Raw genomic sequence first — 20190 nt, forward strand, 5'->3', positions numbered from 1 at the left:
CCATGGCACGAAATCAGCAGGGCTCCGACAGATCCCTCCAATCTCAAATCACGGTGAATGGTCAGATCATCAAGCTGAGCGTTCCCAGTGATCAGGCCGTTGTTGAGCGTGTTGCCGCCTTGATCGACCGCAGGGTGGCGGAAGATGATTGGCGACCGCACAGCTCCAGAGAAGCGGCGCTGAATTGCTGGGCAAAGCTCGGCGGCATCCGGGTCGCAGTGCTGAAAGCCAAAGGCCTGCTCTGACCTCGATGGATGGAATTCGCCCAGCGGCCGTGACTCTCGACGTCAGCCCGCCTCGGCTGCCCAGCCGGCTTCTCCCTGCTCTGAAAAACGAACAGCCCAAAGCTCTTCACTGGTGACTCGTCCGTTTTGATCCAGCAATTCCGGATGAACAGTTTGCAACCCTGTTCTGTCCGATGGCGCCGATGACGCTGAGTTGGCAGACACTCTCATCATTCGAAAGGCCTGCAGGAGCAAACAAATGAACACAACGGCGTAGGCCAACGGAAAAAGAATTCCGAGCATCTGCATCGCAAATATTATGAAGAAACGTTAACGGCTGCGGCCGCCCAGCGCGTTCATGTTGTTTTGACAGACGGTCACGGGCTGAACACCTCGCTCACAGTCACCGGAATGGCCGATCATCGTGGATTGATGAAAGATGAAATCAAGCTGGTCACAACGTTTCTGCTGCTGAATTTCTCTGTCGTCGCTCTGGCTGTCGCCGGGTATCAGAAGGCAGGCATGAACCTCAGCGCCGTGGTGAGCCACCTCGGGGGCTGATGGCAATTGCTTGGCAAGGCATCCCGCTGCCGGCACCACCCCGACACGACCCTGACACGTCCTGCTCGCCTGCAAAGCTGCCTTCATAGACACAAGGCGGAGAATGCTGCCGCGTTAGAAGGCCTGCGTTGCCCGCAAACGATGCCTCTGTTCCGATGCCATGGCTGCAACATGCGCATTGAACGATCCATGGCGACCTACTGGCGCCACAAAGGCAAGCTGCTGTGTTCCTCCTGCCTGGACAGCCAGGACACGATCGGGGCATCGCCACAGCCACGTCCACTTGATCCAATCCAGGACAAACAGGAGAACGACGAACACCATTCCTGCTGACGCCCACAACCTCCCACGGCTGCCGTGGACAGCGAAGGCCAGCCGGACTACAACGGTTTTGTAGCAACAGCTACCCATCGTTCACTCCGCCACCCGGGGAGCGCAGCTCGATCCAAGCCAGGGAACGGGGGCTTGGGCATCGATGTTGAGTGATCATGACGTCACTGTTCTGGAACGGCTCAGCATTCGTTCCGCGCGATCGAACATCGGCGAAGCGCGAGGCCGTTGTCCTGCGACTCGAGGCATCTCTGGCAGCCCCGGATGCCAAATCCACGCCCAGGCGCAGAGCTGCCGCTTATCTTCGGCGAAATGGGTTTCATTCGGCCCCTTGATCCATCGAGCAGATGGGGGCCACAAGCAACAACGCCCACCACACAGTCATGACCGACCACAGCAACAGCCCGCTGTCTGTCCGCGAGATGGTCCGCGCCCATGCCTATCCGGTCCTTTCCGCTCTCTGCACCTTGAGTCTGATCAGCATCGGAGTGCTGCTCGTGCCACAGGCGGTCAGGCACCATCGTTTCAATCGCTGCGTCGATGCGCAGATTCAGATGCGCAACGCCATCAATCCCGAGAGCCAGCAAGGCCCCGGCAAGGTCAATTACTTAAAAGCTGTCGAGCATTGTGAAGGCCGTTAAGCAACAACCACACAGACAAAGCATTTCCTTCCTGTCAGCACGTTGGGAAAAACAGGTTCATCCGTCGTAGCGTGAGAAGCCGAACAGAGAGCAATGGAGCTGAACACAGCCATTGCGATGGCGTTAGAACCAGGAGAGAAGCACAACATCAATGTCAAAAACGCGCGACCTTCTCAATGCACACTTGCTGCCACTCCTGGCGACAGTCTCAACAGGAACGCTGGTCGGCATCCTGCTCATCGTCGATGCCGGCCTGTCCAACCTTGCACAGAATTCTCAACAAGCCAAAAACCACAACGCATGCGTCTACACAATCATGAACATTCCAGCCAACCAAAGGCCGGGATCCATTGAATTGAATGGAATGGCCGGTGCCGTTCGATATTGCAATGGCGGCTGACAAGCCCCGTCTCGCAGGAGGTGACACCTGCCTGAAACAGGATCCTGCCGAATGGGAGTTGGCATTGAGAACACACGCAGCAGATTGCTAGCCAGATCCGATTAAAAAAGTGGCGCTCTCCCACGGCAAGGATTTTTTCGCCCCAACTTTCTAAATTGTCAGCAGTTCATGCCACCACAAACGCCTGATGACTGCGCTATCGCACTCCTCGGTTGTAAGCACTACACCATACGTCTGGTCACTTGTCCTTTCACTCGGCACGCTGCTGATCAGCATCATTCTGATCTATATCGCTCGCTTTCAAGCAAAGCTTGAAATCAAGGATCTGGCTGCGCTTCGCACAATGTTTGATCGGTACCCTGCCTGGGGGAAACGTGCTAGCTGGGCACAGCAAAATAGTTTTGAATCGTTCACGATCCACGCACCAGCAACACTGCTGGCCGTGATTGCAAGCTTCAACGGTCAGACGCTTCCCGTGATCACCCTGTATGCCGCTTTGGCACACCCATTGTTTCGAGTGGCCTATATCAGCGCCTATGTGTTCAACGTGCCACTCGCCAGATCAGTGTTTTGGATGCTCGGCCTGGTTTGCAGTGGAATTCTGTACTTCACAGGATTCAATGCGCTGATGTGATGGGTCCAGGCAATCCAGCGTGATGAACGATCGGAAAGCAAAAAAAGCCGCCCCAGGAGGAGCGGCTGCAGTGTCACTTTTTAAGTGACGTCCTGGCCATCAGCTTCTGAGCGGCAGCAAGACGTTGCGCACGCAGAAGACGAGCCTGGATCAGAGGGAGAGGAGACATAACGTCGCTCCACAGCGCCCAAGCCCCCGTTGCATGGCTTGAGACGAACTGCACCCGGGAATCCCAGGCCAACGATTTGAATACTTTACCAAGAATCTGTATCGGTTGTGACTGCCGGACCGATGGGCCAGTGAAGTGGCCCCGATCAAGCGGATTAGGCTCCTGACTGAGTCCATTGCATCGCATCAGCCATTGCTTTCCATCCTTGCCCTTGGTTTGATGTTGCCCGCGGCTGCTCAGGCGGGCACATGCATGAGCTACGAAGCTGCTTACCAGCTTGAGAGCTTGCTGGCAGAGGGAATGCGCTGGAGAAATGCACTCCAGACTGTCATTGACGAAGGGTATTCCGACGGATCACATGCATGCTTGAAAGCAATCAAGCAGCAGGTCAATCAGTCTCCCTACGCATTTCCAGAGATTGAACAGGCTGTGTACAGACGAAGCGTTCGGTAGGCGACAAGCTCTCCGCACTTCCCCATGGACGACCAACAGACACCCTGTTCCTCATGGGAATGCATGCAGGCTTGCTGAGGTTGGTGCGAACACCTTGCCCGGAGCTCAAGAGGCATCTTCCGCTTCAGAACGGAGAAAGCGTTTGCGCTGAGCCGATTCGTAACCGGTCAGTTCAACCTGTTTTTTGCTTTTGTTCTTACGAATGGTCTTGGCCAAACCCATCAGAAATGGTTGGAGTCCTTTCTTGCTCACTTGGTCTGCTCCGTTATCTGGATCGCGCGTTGTGGTCTCTTGGCCATTCGCGTTTATTGATTATCTCACAGACACACAAATATCAGGATTTGTGTTGCGGAATGCAAATCCACCCAACCCTCGACGACCTCGGCCATGAGCCCAGGCATCGGTTGGTGGCATCTGGCACATCTCCTGCTGCGGGTCAGGAGTCATGGTTTGTGCATCCAGGACATCTCTCATGGACTCCCAAAACAGGCAATGCCAGGACTTGAGCAATCAGCTCGCCGTCTATCGAGCATTCAACAACCGCAGCGCCACGGCAGCTGTTCTGCGACAAATGGCCAGTGCCCAATGCCCGATCGGAGCCTCCAAGCTCCATTGACAGCCCGCATCAGGAGTCGGAGGCTTGAGAGGCAGACGGCTTCAGCGAACACTAACCCTGAGCAATCCAGGCGCTGGAGCCCGTTGCATGATTCAGCGCATTGCCAAGGCCTTCGCCAAAGCCTTCCACTGACACCAGCTCGCCACCCATGTTGCAGAGCTGGAACGTGAGATCGGCAATCTCAGCCGGTGCAGTGATCGGTAAACCGGCAGCTTGCTCGATCAATGAGATGCAGCTGTGGATCTCAGACAACGGTTCATGAACCAGCTGGAGCCCTCATAACTCCCCTGAACCTGATTGTTCAAGGCTCAGCTGCTACCAAAGTCACAACCACCTTGCGCCGATCCAGAACCTTCATCACCCCAGGGGTGACGCGAATGGATGACACGAGGCTGGTTGAACAACAACCACGGCTCTCATCAAGTTCAAAAGGGCTAAGCCGCATCAATCTCTGCTTCGTCGTACAGGGCTTTGAGTTGATCCAACTCAGAAATCAGGTATTGGATCTCGAGCCAGTCCGTCGACAAGTCAATGGCGATTTCCAGGCGTTCAATCTGACGCTTCAGGAGCTCGGGCATCACGCGGGATATCTGTATTTCAATCATGAAACCGCGTTCCGATAGGAATGCAATCCGCTGGGTGCTGATCAGGATTGATCGAAGATTCTCTGCAGCACATTCCGTTCACCCTGGAGTGAGTTCGCTCTCATTGGCTTGCCTAGCGGTCTGGGCTGCCTTGGACGAGCCAGAAAAACCCTGCCGAGCCACCAAGCCTGAAGACCGAGGAACGCGATACCGAGGAGCACCAGCTCAGTGGCTCCCAGCATCAGTGGTACTCGCCCGGGTGATCCGGCTTCACCACAGTGACCGTTCCAACTTTCTGCCCATTGAACCGCAGCAGCTCATCGCCACTGAACTCAAAACCCAGCCCGTCGGCGATTTTGGCGACATCATCCGCTGTCGATGCCGCCAAAACGGCTTGCTTGAGGGCGTCGTCAGCCTGCATTTTCAGGATGAACGCCTTGAGCTGATCCAGGGCCATGGCACACCCACACGAGGTGGCCAGTGTGGCACTGCTAGAACCTACGGAACGACGGCTCGTCCGGGGCCAATGAAAACGTGCCCGGCAGCAGTAGACTGATAGTAAATCGATAATTCAACATGACCACGACAAGTCCGTGTGCCTGCCTGAAGTGCACATGCCAAGTTGAAGAAGCCAAGGCTGTCGTTGTTGGAGGCAAAGTCTTTTGCTCAGAAGCCTGTTCGACAGGACACCTGAATCATGAACCTTGCCATGGGGCAGGATCGTGCGGATGTTCTTGCGGTGACTGAAGCCCCACGTTCAATCTCAGGTGTTTGATACCCCACGGCAATGCCTCAAGGCAGACCCATTAGGGCCAGGCGATATCGATGTTTCTAGCCTGTGGGGAGGAACAACACGGAAACTCACCAAGACTGTCAGAAGTGTCAACCCCTACCCAGTTCGTTAAACGCCAATACAAAAGAGAATGATTCGTAATCGCACTCGCACGCTGAGCCTGATAAACCGTCAAGGCCTTTCAGCGCTGCGCCGTGAGCGAATCAAGCCGAATGCAAGACGAAGCTGTCGCACGATCTGTCATGTATCTGGTCGCAGCAGTGCTTGTGATCGTCATGTTTTCGCTAGTTGGCATCTTTCTCCAAGCGGAGCTGAACGAGCAGGCGAAACTCAAAGCGCAGAACGAGGGACCAATCATGGTTCACTCCACTCCCACACCCCAATCACCACATGGTTTCTGGGGTCGTTCTGACAAGACATGACCCACACCCGTCACGCCTGGGAGACCATTGTGAACGCCGGCCAGAGAAGACTTCGACTCACCTCGTAACAGACGATGGAGAGATTATCCGATTGATCTGACTGAGTTGAGATTGATCACACGTTGATCACAAACTTTCCATTTATTCATCAAAACAATCATCAAAGTTTCTGGCCGACTCAGCAATTGGCTGGAAGAAAGAGGTGATTGGTTCTGACAACTACTTCACGGCTGATGACACCTTCATCACAGCAAGGCAGTCCAGCACACTCCTATTGCCCATCCCATAGACGAACGTGGTGAATGACTCCTTGATGCACTGGTCACTGGCCTGCTGATGCAAGGGTCTGCACATCAACCTGATGAGTTCATCACGTTCAGCCTTCAATTTCAGTTGTGGAAGAACAACCACGGCACCTCACAGTCGTGAGCTCAAGTTTTGTTCAAAGAAACGGATCCGACATCCCCCAATTAGGGGATGTCGGACTTTGCTTCAATCCCTCAGTTGGAGGATGTGATTTCAGATCCAACAGATGAAGCCAAGCCAAGGTCCGGATTGAATGAACAAGTCCAGTCATCGAAAGCATTGAAGATCTGTTATTGCTTTGATGCGGATCCAGAAACTGGGGATTGAGCCGAGATAAGGAATCAACCTTGTCGATTGGCTCATCCTTGATGAACTGAGTACGGCAAACCGTCCTGAAGATCTGTGAAATTTTCGATAGACCATCGGCATTCAAAGATTTTCGATGACCCTTCATTTATCCAACGGATCCGCGGTCGGAACCATCGTTGATGATGGCACCCACCGTCCATGTCGTGCTTTGGCCTGTCGGCTGAGCATCTTTACTGATTCTGCTGGATCCTCGCTGGATTCCGCTCAACGTCGGCGTGCTCACAAAGAAGAGCTTCTGGATCTGTTCTCTTGACTGGACTGCAGCGGCCCGGTCACGGGCTGGTCCTGCCTTCCTCTGATCAGATGCTTCCGATTGCAGGCCACCACCCATCGTTCTCGAGGCTGACCTGGCGTCGTCGCACTCAAAAACACCACACATGGTGTCCGACCAATAAAAAAGCCTGCCTCTGGGGCAGGCCGGGTGATGGGGATACCTAACTTACCCCCCCTAAGCCACCAGATCTAGTGCTGCAGTGATACACGACACAGAACAAACCAAACTCAACAAACTCCTTGAGGAAATCTTGACGCCCCATATCTGTGGTACATCTCGTACTACAATCGTCTCGACACCTCAAGATGTGGTGGTGTGCCGGGTGATGGGGATTACTACGGCCAAGACTCCCGCTCCACCTCTGGAGCGGTTTTTTTGTGCTCACCACACCATTCGCGCCAACCGCAAGCATGGGAGCTGGTGACTTGCGCGAACTGGTCCGAGAAGCTTGGATGACGTTGTCGACACCCGGGAGTCCCCGCCGTGATCGGTTTAACCAGGCTGTATTGCTACAAGGGCGAGCTGTTTCGCCTCGTGGATGTTTGCTCTCGCGATGCGTCTGACGCAGCCGATGCGCTGACCAAGGAAGGATGGACCATCGAAGCGGAGATCCCTGTGTGATCCAGGTGGAATCCCGTCAGTCAGATGGAGCTAAGCCAGTGCGCAAACAGCTTCCTTGCCGTGACCTCATCCGTCAGTTCACCATCAATCGAAGCCAATAAAGCGCCTGGGTGCCTGCGTTCCATCTCCCGACAGGCCTCGTAGGCATCCGACGCGATGACGGGCTCAAACCCTGCGTTTCCGTCAGGCTGCTCGCAGTAGAAAACCTGATAACGATGCATGGACATGAAGTACTTTCAGAACAACAACGTCGGCAATCGTGGCCAGCGGCTGATACAGAAAATCAGCATGATCAGCACTGACATCGAGAGCTGATCATGCTGATGAAATGAACAATCCCTGAACAGTTTTAAACCAGGAGGGGCCGAAGCCCCTCCCAAATCAATCGAACTTGCGATTTGATCAATTGGCAGCGAAGGCCTGCATGAAGGCGGACGCGGTGCGCTGGTTGTTCTGAGTCGCGAAGGAGTTGGTGGACAACGTCGCTGTGGCAGAACCGTTGGCTGTCGCAGATGAATTGGTCTGCGTGCCTGTGGACTTGAACGCTTCCAGGCGATCCAGATTCACGGTGAAACTGGAATTTTCGTCGGAATTCACACTGGCGATGGCACCCAGGCCTTCGATGGAAACCTGACTGTCACTGACAGTGCTAGTCGAACCGACGGACTGCTGATAGCCAGCCTCATACGCTGCGTTGAAGGCAGCGGTCCAGGATGATGAGCCAACGTCAGCTCCGGTGCTGGTCGCTGCTGCCAAGGCAGAGCTCACGATGGCACCCAACTGCCCTTCCTGACCGATGGCGGTGACGGAGTCTTCCGTGGTGAGAAATTCACCCTTGATGATGCCAGTCGCTGATGACTCGCTTGCGGAAGAGGAACTGTTGGTGATGACGTTGTTGTAAGCAGAGCTGTAGCTGGAGTTGTAGTTCTGGTTGTAGGACGTGGTGTAGGCGTTCTTGAACTCGTTGAAGTTGCTCTGCTCGGTTTCGTAAGCGGTCTGGCCTGAAGTCCCATAGGAAGCCTGCTGCGCAGCAGTCAGATCCCCCCAAGAGGTGTCGTAATCAGCAGTCCACTCCCACTCGCCCTCACGGTTGTAGCTGCCGTAGTTGCCGGTCTCCGTGGAGGACAGGTTCGTTGCCGTCGTGGCTGATTCCCAGCCCGTGCTGTGAGATTCACGCATGGCCGTTTCCGTTGCAACCGAGTTGGCAGCAGAGGAAGCAGCCTGGGTGGCAGCAGCGGAGGAGGAGGTGCCGTTGGTCTGCATCAGGCTGCTGCCTGCCCCCATCTGCATCACACCGTTGGACAAGCCATCAAATTCCTGAGTGGCCGACACGCTTCCGTTCACACCGATGCTGGTGTTGGAGCCGACGTTGAACTGGTTGGAGGTGCCGACGGCATTGTTGAAGGTGGCTGTGCCGGCACCGGAGAAGGTCAGTCCGCCAGGCGTGGTGGCATTGATGATGAACATGCGCTGGGTGGAGCCCTCCATGTTCGGGTCATCCGAGCCGGCGACGCTTGCATGAACAGCCGCTGGAGCCGCCAGGAGAAGCGCAGTTAGGAGCAGAGGTGTTTTCATTTTTCCTAAATAAGAAAAACTTTGTGAAGGTGGACTCCCACACCGTGGCTCCTGCTACGGAGCGACCTGAGCCGTTTATAAGGTTTTCTTCCGTTTTTATTTTTTCTACTGATTTAACCCACGGAAGTCTTTGGACTTCAGGTAACAACTCTTTAAATAACCTCTCTTGCCGGAAAATAAAATGTGGCTATCAGCGGCTTGCCTCAAGGAAGGCTGCAGACCTTCTTGATCGAATACTCCACACGGTCATCCGAACAACAGAGACCGGCATAAAAGCGTTCCAGTTCGTCGTAGGCCTCGTCGTAACTGCCGAAGCGCAGGCGCGTGATGGCGTCCTCCTCGCTGTCATCGCGAACGATGCGGAAGTTCGTCAAGGCCAGGGTCCATGAGCATCAAAGTCTGGCCTGAAGCGGCAACGTCTGATCGGACAGATCAACCGATCGACGTCCCATCCATCACGATCGTGGAGTCCATCCGCTCACAGCATCTCTGTGACATGGAAACCGGCCTTGGCGTGGACCAGCCGCCATCCCCGCGAGGGGCGACGCCATTTCAGGTTGGTGCTGCAGGGGGGGCGTGGCTCAGGGCGCTGGGTGGAACTGGTTTCAGTGCTCACGCCAGAAGTAAGGCTGAGACAGAGTTTTCAGGAACTGCAGGACCGAACGCAGTGGCAGAGCGGCTGGCAGACGATTCCACCGGACGAACCTGAAAACGCTTGACAACTCACGAAACAGAGCGGCCGGGATGGGGAGAGGGAAAGAGCTCCGACGTGGTCGCCCGGAGCTGATGATCGACGCGGGTGATCCCCATCACCCGGCATGGGCTGACACTAATCAGGAGAAACCCCGGCGCCAGCACACGCTTCACCAATAGGTCTGGTGTCACTCATTTGGCAATCACCAGATATGGCGTTGACCCGACAATGCAGAATAAAGTTGTCCCCATCACCCGGCCCCGTGCGACGCATGGGGCTTTTTTGTGCCCCATATGTGGCGTAGACAGATGCCTGATTGTCATAGCGGTGCAGGGGTATGACGCTTGACGCTCGGAAACTCACTCCCTAGCGTCGCCCTCTTTCAGACGCACGATGCGATCGATTCTGGCCGCAACACTGACTCTGGCGGCTGTGGCACAGCCTGCAGCGGCGGGGATCTTCACTGTGAAACCGGGAACGATCTTCTACTCCCAGCCGGAGAAATCAGCCCGGTTCCAGCTGGATCTTCCAGAAGTACGGGTTCATGTCCCGCCTCTGAAAGACACACAGGGCTTCTGCCAGTTCAAGCTGATGTACAAGATCGCCGATCGCGACAACCCGAAGCTGCCCAAAACAGCCTGGACGCGTTGCGTGGCCACGGACACTGTGATCCTCAACTGATGGGCCGTTCCCGACGACTGACGCTGGCTGGCTGGATCAGCCTGATGATCACAACGCTTCCCGCCACAGCCGAACCATCCAGGGAGGCACGGACCACCCAGTGCGTCATCAACGCAGTGGCTCAAGCCTGTGAGGTCCTGCAGACCCCGGACACTCTGGAGCTGAGCCTGGAGGACGGAAGGACCATCGCCGCCCGTCGCCTCGGACGCTGGCGAAGCGACGGCAAGGGAGCGACAGCTGTGGACAGCTGCAATGTGAAGATCACCCTGCAGAACGACACGGCCTATGGGCTGCTGGTGCGCAGCGCAGAGCAGGGGACCACGCTCACCTGGCCGCAGCTGCAGATCGGGATGCCGGAGTTGCGGCCCTGAACCTCAATCCGAGGTTTTGGTCGCACCTGGACACAGTCCAGCCATTCTGTTTCACATTTGAGCCGATCAGTGGAGGTCAGAATGGCCGCAGGGGCTTGAGACACCCCTCACACGGACGTGAGGCTCCCGGCATTCGCCAGGAGCCTTTTTCTTTGGAAGGTGCTGCGGGGAGCGTGGCAGAGTTAAAAGAGGCTTAAGGAACGGCCGATGCGGCGTTTCATCACATCCCTTAGCGAACAGCAGATCCGGCACGGCTATTCCCTGCTCGCACTGATGGAACATCTCGACCGCGAGCTGGATCTGCTCAATCAGCGCCGGCTGTCAGCCGGGCTCGGCAGCACAGAAGGCAAGCGACTTGGCAGCATCAAGCGAAGCCACCTGAACAAGATCCGCGACTGCATCAGCGAGCTGGAAACCAGCGGCTTCAATGCCTGGCTGATGGAGCGCCGCTCGGCTTAAGACGCATCGGCCTTCAACCGGCCTCGATCGAAGGCTCCGCCATCCAGCATCAACAGGCATTCACGGCCACAAGGTCCGTTCCTGTGCCCATCCCTGTCGTCTATCACCCGCTCTATTCGGCGCCGCTGCCATCCACCCATCGGTTTCCGATGGCGAAGTTCCGGATGCTGCACGACCTTCTGCTGGCGCAGGGTGTGATCAGCCACTCACAACTTCACCGACCGGTGAGTGTGGCGCGGCGGGATCTCGAACGGGTTCATTCGCGCCGCTACCACGAAGCCTTCAGCGGCGACCGGCTGACACGTCCGGAGCAGCGACGCATCGGACTCCCGCCCACACGGCCGCTGGTGCAGCGCACCTGGCTGGCCGTTGGAGGCACGCTGCTCTGCGCCCGGCTGGCCCTGCGTCATGGCCTGGCCTGCCATCTCGCAGGCGGAACACACCATGCCCATCCGGACTTCGGTAGTGGCTTCTGCATCTTCAACGACTGCGCCGTCACAGCCAGGGTGCTGCTGGAGAGGAACGAGCTGCAGAGCGTGCTGGTGCTGGATCTGGACGTGCATCAGGGGGATGGCACCGCCGCCTGTTTCGCCGATGACCCCCGGGTCGTGACCGTGTCGGTTCACGCGGCAAGCAATTTCCCACTGCGCAAGGTGGCCAGTGATCATGACCTGCCCCTTGCCGATGCCACCGGCGATCAGGAATACCTAGCCGTGATCGGTGACAGGCTGCCCGGGCTGCTGGATGAGATCCGCCCCCAGCTGGTGCTCTACAACGCCGGTGTCGATGCCCACCGGGATGATCGGCTGGGTCGACTCGACCTCAGCGATGAGGGTCTGATGCAGCGCGACAGACTGGTGCTGGATGCCTGCCTGAGGCGCCGCCTTCCGGTCGCGACCGTGATCGGCGGGGGGTACGACACGCTTCAGCCACTGGTGAGGCGACACGCCATCGTCGTGCGTGCCGCCGTCGAACAGGCGCGGCTTTATGGACTCTGAATCGTCATGACCCTGCCCCCCTGGCGGCCTCTGCTGCGCAGCGCCCTGCAGCGCGAAGGCCGCACACCGGCAGCACGCTGGCTGCAACTGGCCACCACGGCAGCGGATGGAACGCCACGGGTCCGCACCCTGGTGTTCCGCGGCTGGGATGCGCAGAGCCGGATGCTGCTCTACACCGACGGGCGCAGCAGCAAGACCGCCGAACTCACCCATCAACCGGCCGTGGAGACCTGCTGGCTGCTGCCGAAGGCCAAACAGCAATACCGGTTCCGCGGAGCCATCGAACTGTGTTCCATCGCGCAGGACCCCGACCATTGCCGCAACCACTGGAAACAGCTCTCTCCTGGCGGTCGGGCGCTGTGGGCCTGGCCGGAGCCGGGTCAGCCCTTCAACGCCGGGGTGGAGTATCCGGTCGAGATCGAGGAAACGACTCCACCACCTCAGCATTTTTTGGTGCTGACGCTCACCATTGAGCGTGTGGAGCTGCTGGATCTCGGCCATCACCCCCACCGAAGGCTGACCTGGTCCCTGGCGCAGCGGTGGGCCGAACAGCGGCTCAACCCCTGATCACCACCAGCGCTCCACACGCCCGACCGACGGCCTGCCCGGACTGGACGGCACCGTCACCACCGACAGCCGCTGAGAATCCCGCACGTAGTCGAAACGGCAGAAACCGGCACCGGTTCCGGAGCAGGTGCTGAGACTCTTCAACGGCACCTTGGACCACTCCCGCTCCGCCGCGGACGGCTGCTGCTGCGGTGATGGTCGCCAGCCGGCTGCCACCAGAGAGCGATCGGCATCCAGGATGGACTGACGCGCGATGAGCTCCTGCACTGGAGCAGCTTGAGCCACAGACCCCAGCAGTGAGACGAGAACGAGAGGAAGAAGCGAGCGTCCCATGACGGGTCTGGACTTCCCTCTCCCTAGCTATGCACTCTCGCCAAGGAGTGATTCAACAGATTTTTCTCGACTCGCGCGCCGACCGGAGCAGATCCTCCGCGTAACGGATGGTGAGACCCATCTGCCCATCCCAGGCAACGGCATAGCTCCAGTGACCGGCGCGCAGGTCTCCACCGGGGAGCCGAACCGCATCGGTCCACTGCTTGGGTTCCGGTGCGATCACCCCGAAACGCCCACCGCTGTTGTTGCTCACCCGATCGCCCACCCGGAACCGGGCTGCCGGCCGCGGCTGCCGTCGCAGATGCTCAAGCTCAGGATCGGATGCAGGATCACCAGCACCTTCCTCCTCCAGGACATCAATCCCCCCCGTGACCGCCGACTCCGTATCGCCATGCCCCGGCAAGGCGAGATCATGGGGAACCCAGCTGGGATCGGGAAGGGCTCCCTTGAGAAGATGGCCGATGGCCTTGCCCCGGCCGATGCCGTACATCGCGCAGTAAGCGTCAAGCCTCTGGAGAACATCGGGCTTGAGCCAGACCTGAACGGCCCTCGCTTTGGGAGCACCGCTGGATCGGAAGCGGCCGCTGTGATCGCGCGGGTGGGAGTGTGAGCTTGTCAGTGCAGTGATGAACGAATTGACGCCATTTCGCCGAAATGGGCAGCGATGGTCAAGCTTTGCCCACTTAATTATTCCTTAAACTATAACGCGTGGTCGAGCTGCCCGGTGGCCGCACCGAGCAGCTCTTCTGGATCAACCGACACTCAGGAGGGGCTGAATGCCGAGGGCGATCACCAGGCTGACCACCACACCGATGAAGGCCTTCCACAGATCGCTTCCGATGATCTTGCCCAGATTGCCGCTCTCTCGATTGGTGAAGGTGTACTCGAATTCCTGCTCCTTGATGCGCAGAGCGATTTCACGGCCACCCAGCAATCCGAGGAACACCCAGGTGGTGCTGAGCGGAAAGGTGGAGAGAAAGGCCTTGTAAAGAAGGCAGAGACCGAAGAAGAAGTCGATCACCGTTGCCGAGCGGAGGTCGGAGGTGTTGGTCTTCGATCGCAAGACCGCCTGAATCGGGCCACCACCACTGGCGACAAGGAAGCAGAGACCCACGCAAAGAACGGCCGTGCAGATGGCCATCGGGAAGACATCCAGCTTGCGGGGCAGAAACACAAAGATGTTGGCCAGGTCCTGCACCAGCCACATGCTCCAGAGGAAGCCGGTGGAGACCCACTGCAGGCCGTACCAGACCCTGTTGAAATCCTTTCCTTCCTGGGTGCGGCGGAACACCCAGCGCTCCAGCAGCCACATGCCGAGGCCATAGCCGGCCAGTCCCAACGCAAAGGCGAGGAAGTAACCACTCAGGGAGCTGCCCAGCAGCTTGCCGATGTTGGCCGGTTTGAAGGAGGAGAGCACCAGGAAGGAGGTGCTCACCGGAGCTCCCCACTGCGTCAGGGCCAGAACCGCAATGGGTGGAATCACATAAACCCAGCCGAACGGCTCAGGCAGCTCGAACTTCTCAAGCCGGCCCCAGGCCGGATCACCATCGTTGAGAAAAAAGCCCAGCATCAGCACGATGACGGTGACGGTGACGGAGCAGATGAAGCCCATCTGCACCACCTTCGGGGTGCGGGTCTTGTTCGAGGAGATGTAGGTACCCAGCGTCTGCAGAGAGTCGTTGGCCACCACGGAATACGCCGCCAGCAGGAAGCCGACGATCATCCAGATGTTCACGTCGCCCATGAATCCGTTCCGGGGAGTGGGTTCACAGTGTTTTTAGAGATGAAATCCCTCAGATGGCGTGCTGCAGTTGACCTCAGGCTGTGATCTGTTTGGTTCAGTTGATCACGGTCAGAGTGCGGATTTCGCCGCGTTTGACCCAGGCCGCAAGGGCATTGATATCCGCACGGCTTGGGATGCAGATGCAACCGGTGCCGGGATAACAGTGATGGATGCCCAGGGCGCTGCGTGTGGTCTTGAAACGCGGCTGCAGATCGAACCAGAGATCCGCGCCCCATGGCTCAGGCGGTCCGAGGCGGTAGCGGCCGGCTGGCAGAGGTGCCGCATTGCCTGGGCTCCAGAGCCGGTCGGCATCCTGGCGCTGAGCGATGCCGCTGACCGCATCCCAGCTGGCCAGCAGCAGCCCATCGCGCCGCAGGTCCAGCTTCCAGATCCGGTTGCCATCGGGGAAACGCGCACGCGTGCGTCGTGTGGTGAGCGTCAGGGACCCTCCCTGCAACAGCTCGGCGGTCGGGCCACGCTGACCGGGCGGTGAGCTGTCAACCTTCAGGGGTTGAGCCGTTCGCCCAGCCTGCAGAGAGCTGCTGAGCAGCACGACCAGGGTCAGCAGCACGGCAGCAGCCATGGGGATCGTGGTGGACAGAGCCTTCACTCTGGCGCTGTCAGGATGTCCTGCAGCTGCGGGCGCATGCGTGGAAGTTCTTGACCTCTTCCCTCGCTCGATTCTCAAGGGAACACTGCCGGCTCCTCTGCAATCAACACTGATGCAGCTGAGCGAGTCGGTTCTGAGCAATCCGCAGGCCAGTCCGGATGCATCGCCGAAACTCGCCGGTCAGCTCAGCCAGCAACGCCAGTTGATGCCGAACCAGCCCGGTGTCCAGGAGCTGGCTGATCAGCATCTGCTGCCGGCCTGCGACCGCTGGATCCGTCACGTCGTGGACCGTGAACCACCCCAGGGGCGTGGTCCCTGGGTTCAGGGTGGCTACGGACTGCAGATGATCGATCTCTGGTTGAACTGCCAGCGGGCAGGTGATTACAACCCGATGCATACCCATGGAGGCAGCTTCTCGGGTGTGATCTTCCTGAAGGTGCCGAATCAGATCAGTGGAGACAGCTTCGATGGACAGCTCTGTTTTCACGGCCCGGAGGAATGGCATCTCCAGTCATTCCGCACAGGCATGGCTCACTATGTGTTGCCCATTCCCGGAGAGTTCTATGTGTTTCCCGCCTGGCAGCCGCACTCGGTGATGCCCTTCCGCGGAGACGGTGAACGCTGGTCACTTGCCTTCAACGTCGTTGCCGTTCCCGGCCAGAGGCGTCCGCCGGCGATCCGCTTCTGACCAACGACTGGCAGAGTTCGTTGGACCAGCTCCGGGGGATCCGATGGAGTCGACCAGTCCGCTCGATCAGGCCCGGGCTCTCACCGAGGCGATCGAACGAATCGCCGCTGACCTGACGCCCGATGTGATCCGGGCAGCCCGTGAGACCCAGGAGGGGCGCAGAGACCTGGATCGGATGGAATATGCCCTTGGAACGATCGGCAAGGCCCTGGTGCTGACCGACTACTCGATCGACCACGAGAAGGACATGGACAAACTCAAGGCGTTCCGGGCTGCGCAGGGCCAGGGGAGCTGAGATCAGAGCGTCGGCCAGCGCAGCACACGATGGCTGAGCCGACCGCTGGCATCGATCTCAAGCAGCCGACCACCAGGATCTTCAGCCCGGTTGAGAGGGCAGGGCTGAACGTTCTGAAAACTCTTCAGCGTTGAAGGGGCGCCGAGGAGAGGCACGTCCACGCGATCAGGCCAGCATCCCTCCCAGTGCTGATGGATGTGACCGAAGACCACCGCCCGCAGAGCCTCAAGCGGGAGGAGCAAGCGGCGAAGCGCCCCATGATCGATCAGGTTCATCGTGTCCATCACCGGATGACCGATGGCCATCGGTGGATGGTGCAGCGCCACCACCAGGGGCATCGGATCACCAGCGATCTGCTGAAGGCGTTCGGACAGCCACTGCAACTGACCAGCCCCCAGGCGACCGGCGGAATGACCGCTCCAATGGCTGTTGAGCACAAGCAGACGCACACCGCTCACGACCAACTCAGCCGGCGCGGTGGTGCAGAACCGACCCAGGACCGCATCGAGGAGCAACGGATGGTCGTGGTTACCGGGAACCAGGGCGACAGGACAGTTCACACGCAGCTGCAGCGCATCCCTCAGCCGGGCATAGCCACCCCAGCTCTCGTCCTGGCAGAGGTCACCGGTCACCACCAGACAATCCGGCTGCAGCAGCTCCACCTGGTCGAGAGCGCGATGCCACAGCGGCAGGGCAGGGCGATCGCGCACCCGGGCAGCATCTGCGGCCACCAGATGGGGATCGGTGAGCTGCAGGATGCGCATCTCGCTCAGGCGGATGGGGTCAGGCGTGATCGAGGAACACCTGGGCGGTCGTGCTCTCCAGCACGTGGCCGGAGGAAGCGATCAGCTCAGCGTTGTCGGCAATGAACCGCTCCATCACGCCGGCTTCCGCCTGCATCACGGCGCAGCATCGGCTCGGGTCGTCCTTGCTGACGCCGCGGTACAGAGAGGTGATGCCTGCGGCCTTCTGCAGATCGGCGGAGCCGTCGTAGGTCTTCGCCCATTCATCGAAGGGTGTGGTGATCCTGAAGGTGAGCACGTGTGTTTCCACCAGCAGACAGGGAAAAGGTCGCCCGGAAGGTATCACCACCGTCCGCTGAATTCCGTGTTCACGCCAGGAGCATCCGACACGCCTGGTCTCCACTCTCATTAGTGGTTACTGTTGAGAACAGCAGCCCGGCAGCGTTGTCCATACCCCCGCCGTCGATCTCTGAAAGTGGTGCTCTGCAGCAGGGCCTGCATCAGGGTGGCCGTCGGTTGACGCCTCAGCGGAGGCGAGTGCTGGATCTCTTCGAACGGCTGGGAGCCGGATGCCACCTCAGCGCGGAGGACGTCCATCAGCAGCTGGCCCATCGGGAGATGAAAGTCTCCCTCGCGACCGTGTACCGCACCCTGCGCCTGCTCGCGGACATGGGCTTTCTTCAGGAGCTGGAGCTGAGTGAGGGAGGACGTCGCTTCGAGCTCACCGGAGCGGACCATCGCGACCACCACCACGTGGTCTGCATCCGTTGCGGGCGAACCGAGGAGTTCGAAAGCGAGCCTGTTCTCGCCGCCGGAGCGGCAGCGGCGGATGGATTCGGATTTCAACTGATCGAATCCAGCCTCAAGGTCCGCGCCATCTGCCCGGACTGCAAGCCCTGAGCCTCCGGAGGCTTCCGCTCAACGGGGATGCTCATCACAGGGCATCCAGTAGCGATCCCCCATGCGATGCACACCGAGGCAGCCCAGCTTTTTGGCCTGCTCCTCCGCCTGTTCACGGCTGGGGTAGGCCAGATATCGCGGATTGGTGGTGGAGCGGATCTGGATGAGCCCCATGCTCATCGGGCCGGCCGTGATCACTCCCATGGTGTTGACTCCGACAGCGACAAGACCCATGCCGACAACGGCGGCATTGATCACCCCCATCGCGACAACGCCGATGGAAACCACTCCCATCGGCACCACACCGATGCAGATGACGCCCATCGGCACGATGCCGATGGAGATGGTTCCGAGCGGGGCGACACCGACCGCGATCCGTTTCGGCTTGCTTCCGCAGTGACCTGATTCAGCAGTCATCCGTCAGTGGGCCTGCTTGTGTCCGGCATCGGAATGCTCGGCACAAACCATCCACATCGCTCCCATCTGATGTGCTCCCGTGCAGCCAAATCCAGGTGCCGCCGCTTCGGCCTCAGCCTTGGTTTTGAACATGGCTTGTTTGGGCTGTCCGCCGTGATGGTCTGCCAGGGCAGCCGGACAGCCGAGCCCGAACAACACCATCAGGGTGCTGCCAGCAATCTGCGACTTTTGCATCTGGACGTTGTTCCAATCCCACCATCATGGACGCATGTCCTTTTCCCATTCCGACGGCTGGCACGACGTGATCGTGATGACACCTCAGCGCTTTGAGGAAGGTCTGGAAGCGGTCCTCGCCGTGCGGGACCAGCGAACGGTGCTGCTGAATCTGTCCCGGATGGATCCGGACCAGGCCCAGCGCACCGCCGACTTCGTCAGCGGAGGCGTTCATGCCCTCGATGGTCACCAGCAGCGGGTGGGCGAGAACGTGCTGCTGTTCGCCCCGGCCTCGATCCGGCTGGACTGGCTTTCGCGCGCGGACCAGAGCCCCGATCCCGACACCGGTCATCCCTGAAGGGCCCCACCGCAGCTGGAGCCGGCGCCGGCGGTGCAGCCGAAGCAGTGGCGATCGGTGTGAATCACCTGGCCAGTGACCACGGTGTCGTCCAGCACCAGATCCTCCAGACGACGGATCCGACCCGACAGCGGCATCTCCAGCTGCTGGTTGAAATCACAGTCATAGAGATTGCCCTGCCAGTCGACACTGAGCAGCTCACGGCACATGACCGCCGAGGCGTTGGCAGGGTTGTGAGCCCCCTCGAGCAGGCGCTGATAACGCTCCAGTTCCCCGCGCAGGGCCAGATCTCGCGCAAACCTCTTGATCGGCATGTTGGCCAGGGTGAGCAGGCGATCGAAGCGGATCCCAAGAACGGCCAGCTCTTTTTTGTAAGCCTCCTCCAGTGGAGCCTGAGCCGGAGGCAGTGATGGTCCTTGCGGGTTGTAGACGAGATGCAGCTCCAGGCGGCCATCTCCGTTGCCGTAGCCAAGAGCATTGAGCTGGCGAAGCCCACTGATGCTGCGTTCAAAGACTCCCTCTCCCCGCTGCTGATCCACATTGGACTCGCTGTAGCAGGGCAGAGAGGCGATCACCCGCACCCCTTGATCCGCCAGAAAAAGAGCGAGATCCTCCTGTCCCGGCTCGGACAGGATCGTGAGATTGCAGCGGTCGATCACGTCGACGCCATCGGCCCGCACCTGCTGAACGAGCTTTCGAAAACCCGGATGCAGCTCCGGCGCTCCACCGGTGAGATCGAGGCAGGAGATGCGCTGCGTCCGTACCGCCTGGGGAATCAACTGCATCAGAGCGTCGGCCATCATTTCCGTGCGCCAGGGTCCGGCGTCCACATGGCAGTGGCGACAGCTCTGATTGCAGCGGTAGCCGAGGTTCACCTGAAGGGTGCTCAACCTGCCGCGCTGCAGGGACGGGAACGGCTCGGAACCGGCAGTCAACGTCAACAGCATCCACAACAAGGTCCGATCTTTTCAGATCGGACCTCGCGATCCGATGGTCATTGACATCCAGATCGTTGTGATCGAGACAATCAGGCCAGCTGATTGCGAAAAAAGAAATTCAGTTTTCAGACGGAGTTACTGCCAAGGGCCCTGGGGCCATGACGTCCAAG

Annotated in this window: 34 protein-coding genes; 18 read left to right on the forward strand and 16 right to left on the reverse strand. The window is 59.0% G+C overall.

Going from position 1 to position 20190, the window contains the following annotated elements:
• Positions 1-2 precede the first annotated feature (2 nt).
• The gene (locus KR49_RS03450) at positions 3-245 is read left to right on the forward strand and encodes a hypothetical protein (RefSeq protein ID WP_052378152.1); all 243 of its coding nucleotides are present in this window, start codon (positions 3-5) and stop codon (positions 243-245) included.
• A gap of 42 nt (positions 246-287) precedes the next feature.
• Here the strand turns inward: KR49_RS03450 and KR49_RS13195 are convergent, their stop codons facing one another.
• A complete protein-coding gene (locus KR49_RS13195) occupies positions 288-533 on the reverse strand; it encodes a DUF2973 domain-containing protein (protein WP_371257649.1) in 246 nt (81 codons plus the stop codon).
• Positions 534-656: 123 nt separating this feature from the next.
• Between KR49_RS13195 and KR49_RS14470 the strand changes: the two genes are divergently transcribed.
• From KR49_RS14470 to KR49_RS03470, 4 genes are all read left to right on the forward strand, one after another.
• The gene (locus KR49_RS14470; RefSeq protein ID WP_256381029.1) at positions 657-785 is read left to right on the forward strand and encodes a hypothetical protein; all 129 of its coding nucleotides are present in this window, start codon (positions 657-659) and stop codon (positions 783-785) included.
• Between the two features lie 713 nt (positions 786-1498).
• The gene (locus tag KR49_RS03465; RefSeq protein WP_043696665.1) at positions 1499-1756 is read left to right on the forward strand and encodes a hypothetical protein; all 258 of its coding nucleotides are present in this window, start codon (positions 1499-1501) and stop codon (positions 1754-1756) included.
• 184 nt (positions 1757-1940) lie between these two features.
• A complete protein-coding gene (locus KR49_RS13765) occupies positions 1941-2156 on the forward strand; it encodes a hypothetical protein (protein ID WP_156957087.1) in 216 nt (71 codons plus the stop codon).
• 187 nt (positions 2157-2343) lie between these two features.
• Positions 2344-2790: an MAPEG family protein gene (locus tag KR49_RS03470; RefSeq protein WP_043691641.1), complete on the forward strand. Its 447-nt coding sequence runs from the start codon at positions 2344-2346 to the stop codon at positions 2788-2790.
• Positions 2791-4079: 1289 nt separating this feature from the next.
• Here the strand turns inward: KR49_RS03470 and KR49_RS03480 are convergent.
• The 3 genes from KR49_RS03480 to KR49_RS03490 all read right to left on the reverse strand — a co-directional run bounded on the left by KR49_RS03480 (position 4080) and on the right by KR49_RS03490 (position 5069).
• Complete coding sequence (locus KR49_RS03480; protein WP_043691645.1) at positions 4080-4280, reverse strand: hypothetical protein; 201 nt, start codon at positions 4278-4280, stop codon at positions 4080-4082.
• 182 nt (positions 4281-4462) lie between these two features.
• Entirely contained in the window at positions 4463-4606 is a 144-nt protein-coding gene (locus KR49_RS14200) for a hypothetical protein (RefSeq protein ID WP_173402121.1), read from the reverse strand.
• 247 nt (positions 4607-4853) lie between these two features.
• Positions 4854-5069 carry a Nif11-like leader peptide family natural product precursor gene (locus KR49_RS03490; RefSeq protein WP_043691649.1) on the reverse strand — a complete coding sequence of 72 codons (216 nt, stop codon included), beginning with the start codon at positions 5067-5069 and terminating at the stop codon, positions 4854-4856.
• Positions 5070-5188: 119 nt separating this feature from the next.
• Here KR49_RS03490 and KR49_RS13200 point away from each other — a divergent pair, with 119 nt between their 5' ends.
• From KR49_RS13200 to KR49_RS14205, 3 genes are all read left to right on the forward strand, one after another.
• Complete coding sequence (locus tag KR49_RS13200) at positions 5189-5359, forward strand: conjugal transfer protein TrbI (protein WP_071839648.1); 171 nt, start codon at positions 5189-5191, stop codon at positions 5357-5359.
• Between the two features lie 240 nt (positions 5360-5599).
• Positions 5600-5827: a hypothetical protein gene (locus tag KR49_RS03495; protein WP_156957088.1), complete on the forward strand. Its 228-nt coding sequence runs from the start codon at positions 5600-5602 to the stop codon at positions 5825-5827.
• A gap of 1432 nt (positions 5828-7259) precedes the next feature.
• Positions 7260-7397: a hypothetical protein gene (locus KR49_RS14205; protein WP_173402122.1), complete on the forward strand. Its 138-nt coding sequence runs from the start codon at positions 7260-7262 to the stop codon at positions 7395-7397.
• 20 nt (positions 7398-7417) lie between these two features.
• Here the strand turns inward: KR49_RS14205 and KR49_RS03510 are convergent, their stop codons facing one another.
• From KR49_RS03510 to KR49_RS14085, 3 genes are all read right to left on the reverse strand, one after another.
• Positions 7418-7624: a hypothetical protein gene (locus KR49_RS03510; RefSeq protein WP_084187947.1), complete on the reverse strand. Its 207-nt coding sequence runs from the start codon at positions 7622-7624 to the stop codon at positions 7418-7420.
• A 175-nt stretch (positions 7625-7799) separates the two neighbouring features.
• The gene (locus KR49_RS03515; protein WP_043691661.1) at positions 7800-8885 is read right to left on the reverse strand and encodes a hypothetical protein; all 1086 of its coding nucleotides are present in this window, start codon (positions 8883-8885) and stop codon (positions 7800-7802) included.
• Positions 8886-9175: 290 nt separating this feature from the next.
• On the reverse strand, positions 9176-9346 hold the full coding sequence (locus KR49_RS14085) for a hypothetical protein (RefSeq protein ID WP_162176151.1): 171 nt from the start codon (positions 9344-9346) through the stop codon (positions 9176-9178).
• A gap of 135 nt (positions 9347-9481) precedes the next feature.
• Between KR49_RS14085 and KR49_RS13205 the strand changes: the two genes are divergently transcribed.
• The 6 genes from KR49_RS13205 to KR49_RS03540 all read left to right on the forward strand — a co-directional run bounded on the left by KR49_RS13205 (position 9482) and on the right by KR49_RS03540 (position 12742).
• Complete coding sequence (locus KR49_RS13205) at positions 9482-9691, forward strand: TIGR02450 family Trp-rich protein (protein WP_371257651.1); 210 nt, start codon at positions 9482-9484, stop codon at positions 9689-9691.
• A gap of 368 nt (positions 9692-10059) precedes the next feature.
• On the forward strand, positions 10060-10347 hold the full coding sequence (locus KR49_RS03520) for a hypothetical protein (protein WP_043691663.1): 288 nt from the start codon (positions 10060-10062) through the stop codon (positions 10345-10347).
• A complete protein-coding gene (locus KR49_RS03525) occupies positions 10347-10718 on the forward strand; it encodes a hypothetical protein (protein ID WP_043691665.1) in 372 nt (123 codons plus the stop codon). Before KR49_RS03520 ends, KR49_RS03525 begins: the two co-directional genes overlap by 1 nt.
• A gap of 207 nt (positions 10719-10925) precedes the next feature.
• Complete coding sequence (locus KR49_RS03530) at positions 10926-11177, forward strand: hypothetical protein (protein WP_043691666.1); 252 nt, start codon at positions 10926-10928, stop codon at positions 11175-11177.
• Between the two features lie 83 nt (positions 11178-11260).
• The gene (locus tag KR49_RS03535) at positions 11261-12175 is read left to right on the forward strand and encodes a histone deacetylase (protein WP_043691670.1); all 915 of its coding nucleotides are present in this window, start codon (positions 11261-11263) and stop codon (positions 12173-12175) included.
• Between the two features lie 6 nt (positions 12176-12181).
• Positions 12182-12742 (forward strand): pyridoxamine 5'-phosphate oxidase family protein, encoded by a 561-nt coding sequence (locus KR49_RS03540; protein WP_043691673.1) that lies wholly within the window; start codon positions 12182-12184, stop codon positions 12740-12742.
• Here KR49_RS03540 and KR49_RS03545 read toward each other — a convergent pair whose 3' ends face one another.
• The 4 genes from KR49_RS03545 to KR49_RS03560 all read right to left on the reverse strand — a co-directional run bounded on the left by KR49_RS03545 (position 12743) and on the right by KR49_RS03560 (position 15468).
• On the reverse strand, positions 12743-13075 hold the full coding sequence (locus KR49_RS03545; protein WP_043691676.1) for a hypothetical protein: 333 nt from the start codon (positions 13073-13075) through the stop codon (positions 12743-12745).
• 52 nt (positions 13076-13127) lie between these two features.
• On the reverse strand, positions 13128-13565 hold the full coding sequence (locus KR49_RS03550) for a hypothetical protein (RefSeq protein WP_043691679.1): 438 nt from the start codon (positions 13563-13565) through the stop codon (positions 13128-13130).
• A 261-nt stretch (positions 13566-13826) separates the two neighbouring features.
• Positions 13827-14819, reverse strand: coding sequence for a hypothetical protein (locus KR49_RS03555; RefSeq protein ID WP_052378153.1), 993 nt, complete (start codon positions 14817-14819; stop codon positions 13827-13829).
• Between the two features lie 94 nt (positions 14820-14913).
• Positions 14914-15468, reverse strand: a complete 555-nt coding sequence (locus KR49_RS03560) for a hypothetical protein (RefSeq protein WP_253912810.1) — start codon at positions 15466-15468, stop codon at positions 14914-14916.
• Positions 15469-15508: 40 nt separating this feature from the next.
• On the opposite strand from KR49_RS03560, the gene KR49_RS03565 reads away from it, so the two are divergent.
• Together KR49_RS03565 and KR49_RS03570 are read left to right on the forward strand one after the other, a co-directional pair.
• Complete coding sequence (locus KR49_RS03565; RefSeq protein WP_052378291.1) at positions 15509-16156, forward strand: putative 2OG-Fe(II) oxygenase; 648 nt, start codon at positions 15509-15511, stop codon at positions 16154-16156.
• A 43-nt stretch (positions 16157-16199) separates the two neighbouring features.
• Positions 16200-16451: a hypothetical protein gene (locus KR49_RS03570; protein ID WP_043691687.1), complete on the forward strand. Its 252-nt coding sequence runs from the start codon at positions 16200-16202 to the stop codon at positions 16449-16451.
• 2 nt (positions 16452-16453) lie between these two features.
• On the opposite strand, the gene KR49_RS03575 is transcribed toward KR49_RS03570, so the two are convergent.
• Positions 16454-17215 carry a metallophosphoesterase gene (locus tag KR49_RS03575; RefSeq protein WP_043691690.1) on the reverse strand — a complete coding sequence of 254 codons (762 nt, stop codon included), beginning with the start codon at positions 17213-17215 and terminating at the stop codon, positions 16454-16456.
• A gap of 19 nt (positions 17216-17234) precedes the next feature.
• Complete coding sequence (locus tag KR49_RS03580; RefSeq protein WP_043696674.1) at positions 17235-17504, reverse strand: DUF3764 family protein; 270 nt, start codon at positions 17502-17504, stop codon at positions 17235-17237.
• 134 nt (positions 17505-17638) lie between these two features.
• On the opposite strand from KR49_RS03580, the gene KR49_RS03585 reads away from it, so the two are divergent.
• Entirely contained in the window at positions 17639-18094 is a 456-nt protein-coding gene (locus KR49_RS03585; RefSeq protein WP_052378154.1) for a Fur family transcriptional regulator, read from the forward strand.
• 18 nt (positions 18095-18112) lie between these two features.
• Here KR49_RS03585 and KR49_RS03590 read toward each other — a convergent pair whose 3' ends face one another.
• Together KR49_RS03590 and KR49_RS03595 are read right to left on the reverse strand one after the other, a co-directional pair.
• The gene (locus tag KR49_RS03590; protein ID WP_043691693.1) at positions 18113-18511 is read right to left on the reverse strand and encodes a GLTT repeat protein; all 399 of its coding nucleotides are present in this window, start codon (positions 18509-18511) and stop codon (positions 18113-18115) included.
• Between the two features lie 3 nt (positions 18512-18514).
• A complete protein-coding gene (locus tag KR49_RS03595) occupies positions 18515-18745 on the reverse strand; it encodes a hypothetical protein (protein WP_043691694.1) in 231 nt (76 codons plus the stop codon).
• 34 nt (positions 18746-18779) lie between these two features.
• Here KR49_RS03595 and KR49_RS03600 point away from each other — a divergent pair, with 34 nt between their 5' ends.
• Positions 18780-19082, forward strand: coding sequence for a cell division protein SepF (locus tag KR49_RS03600; protein ID WP_043691697.1), 303 nt, complete (start codon positions 18780-18782; stop codon positions 19080-19082).
• On the opposite strand, the gene arsS is transcribed toward KR49_RS03600, so the two are convergent.
• The gene (gene arsS, locus KR49_RS03605) at positions 19073-20017 is read right to left on the reverse strand and encodes an arsenosugar biosynthesis radical SAM (seleno)protein ArsS (RefSeq protein WP_371257652.1); all 945 of its coding nucleotides are present in this window, start codon (positions 20015-20017) and stop codon (positions 19073-19075) included. The two genes, KR49_RS03600 and arsS, sit on opposite strands and share 10 nt — an antisense overlap.
• Positions 20018-20190 lie beyond the last annotated feature (173 nt).

The organism is Synechococcus sp. KORDI-49 (assembly GCF_000737575.1).
Lineage (GTDB): Bacteria > Cyanobacteriota > Cyanobacteriia > PCC-6307 > Cyanobiaceae > Parasynechococcus.

Coding starts and splice junctions, on each gene's coding strand:
- KR49_RS03450 (WP_052378152.1), top strand. CDS start 3: ATGGCACGAAATCAGCAGGGCTCCGACAGATCCCTCCAATCTCAAATC.
- KR49_RS03525 (WP_043691665.1), top strand. CDS start 10,347: ATGGGCCGTTCCCGACGACTGACGCTGGCTGGCTGGATCAGCCTGATG.
- KR49_RS03530 (WP_043691666.1), top strand. CDS start 10,926: ATGCGGCGTTTCATCACATCCCTTAGCGAACAGCAGATCCGGCACGGC.
- KR49_RS03520 (WP_043691663.1), top strand. CDS start 10,060: ATGCGATCGATTCTGGCCGCAACACTGACTCTGGCGGCTGTGGCACAG.
- KR49_RS13200 (WP_071839648.1), top strand. CDS start 5,189: ATGACCACGACAAGTCCGTGTGCCTGCCTGAAGTGCACATGCCAAGTT.
- KR49_RS13195 (WP_371257649.1), bottom strand. CDS start 533: ATGCAGATGCTCGGAATTCTTTTTCCGTTGGCCTACGCCGTTGTGTTC.
- KR49_RS03545 (WP_043691676.1), bottom strand. CDS start 13,075: ATGGGACGCTCGCTTCTTCCTCTCGTTCTCGTCTCACTGCTGGGGTCT.
- KR49_RS03510 (WP_084187947.1), bottom strand. CDS start 7,624: ATGTCCATGCATCGTTATCAGGTTTTCTACTGCGAGCAGCCTGACGGA.
- KR49_RS03515 (WP_043691661.1), bottom strand. CDS start 8,885: ATGGAGGGCTCCACCCAGCGCATGTTCATCATCAATGCCACCACGCCT.
- KR49_RS03570 (WP_043691687.1), top strand. CDS start 16,200: ATGGAGTCGACCAGTCCGCTCGATCAGGCCCGGGCTCTCACCGAGGCG.
- KR49_RS03465 (WP_043696665.1), top strand. CDS start 1,499: ATGACCGACCACAGCAACAGCCCGCTGTCTGTCCGCGAGATGGTCCGC.
- KR49_RS03575 (WP_043691690.1), bottom strand. CDS start 17,215: ATGCGCATCCTGCAGCTCACCGATCCCCATCTGGTGGCCGCAGATGCT.
- KR49_RS03555 (WP_052378153.1), bottom strand. CDS start 14,819: ATGGGCGACGTGAACATCTGGATGATCGTCGGCTTCCTGCTGGCGGCG.
- KR49_RS14470 (WP_256381029.1), top strand. CDS start 657: ATGAAAGATGAAATCAAGCTGGTCACAACGTTTCTGCTGCTGAATTTC.
- KR49_RS03600 (WP_043691697.1), top strand. CDS start 18,780: ATGTCCTTTTCCCATTCCGACGGCTGGCACGACGTGATCGTGATGACA.
- KR49_RS03490 (WP_043691649.1), bottom strand. CDS start 5,069: ATGGCCCTGGATCAGCTCAAGGCGTTCATCCTGAAAATGCAGGCTGAC.
- KR49_RS14200 (WP_173402121.1), bottom strand. CDS start 4,606: ATGCCCGAGCTCCTGAAGCGTCAGATTGAACGCCTGGAAATCGCCATT.
- KR49_RS03595 (WP_043691694.1), bottom strand. CDS start 18,745: ATGCAAAAGTCGCAGATTGCTGGCAGCACCCTGATGGTGTTGTTCGGG.
- KR49_RS03540 (WP_043691673.1), top strand. CDS start 12,182: ATGACCCTGCCCCCCTGGCGGCCTCTGCTGCGCAGCGCCCTGCAGCGC.
- KR49_RS03590 (WP_043691693.1), bottom strand. CDS start 18,511: ATGACTGCTGAATCAGGTCACTGCGGAAGCAAGCCGAAACGGATCGCG.
- KR49_RS03550 (WP_043691679.1), bottom strand. CDS start 13,565: ATGTACGGCATCGGCCGGGGCAAGGCCATCGGCCATCTTCTCAAGGGA.
- KR49_RS03470 (WP_043691641.1), top strand. CDS start 2,344: ATGACTGCGCTATCGCACTCCTCGGTTGTAAGCACTACACCATACGTC.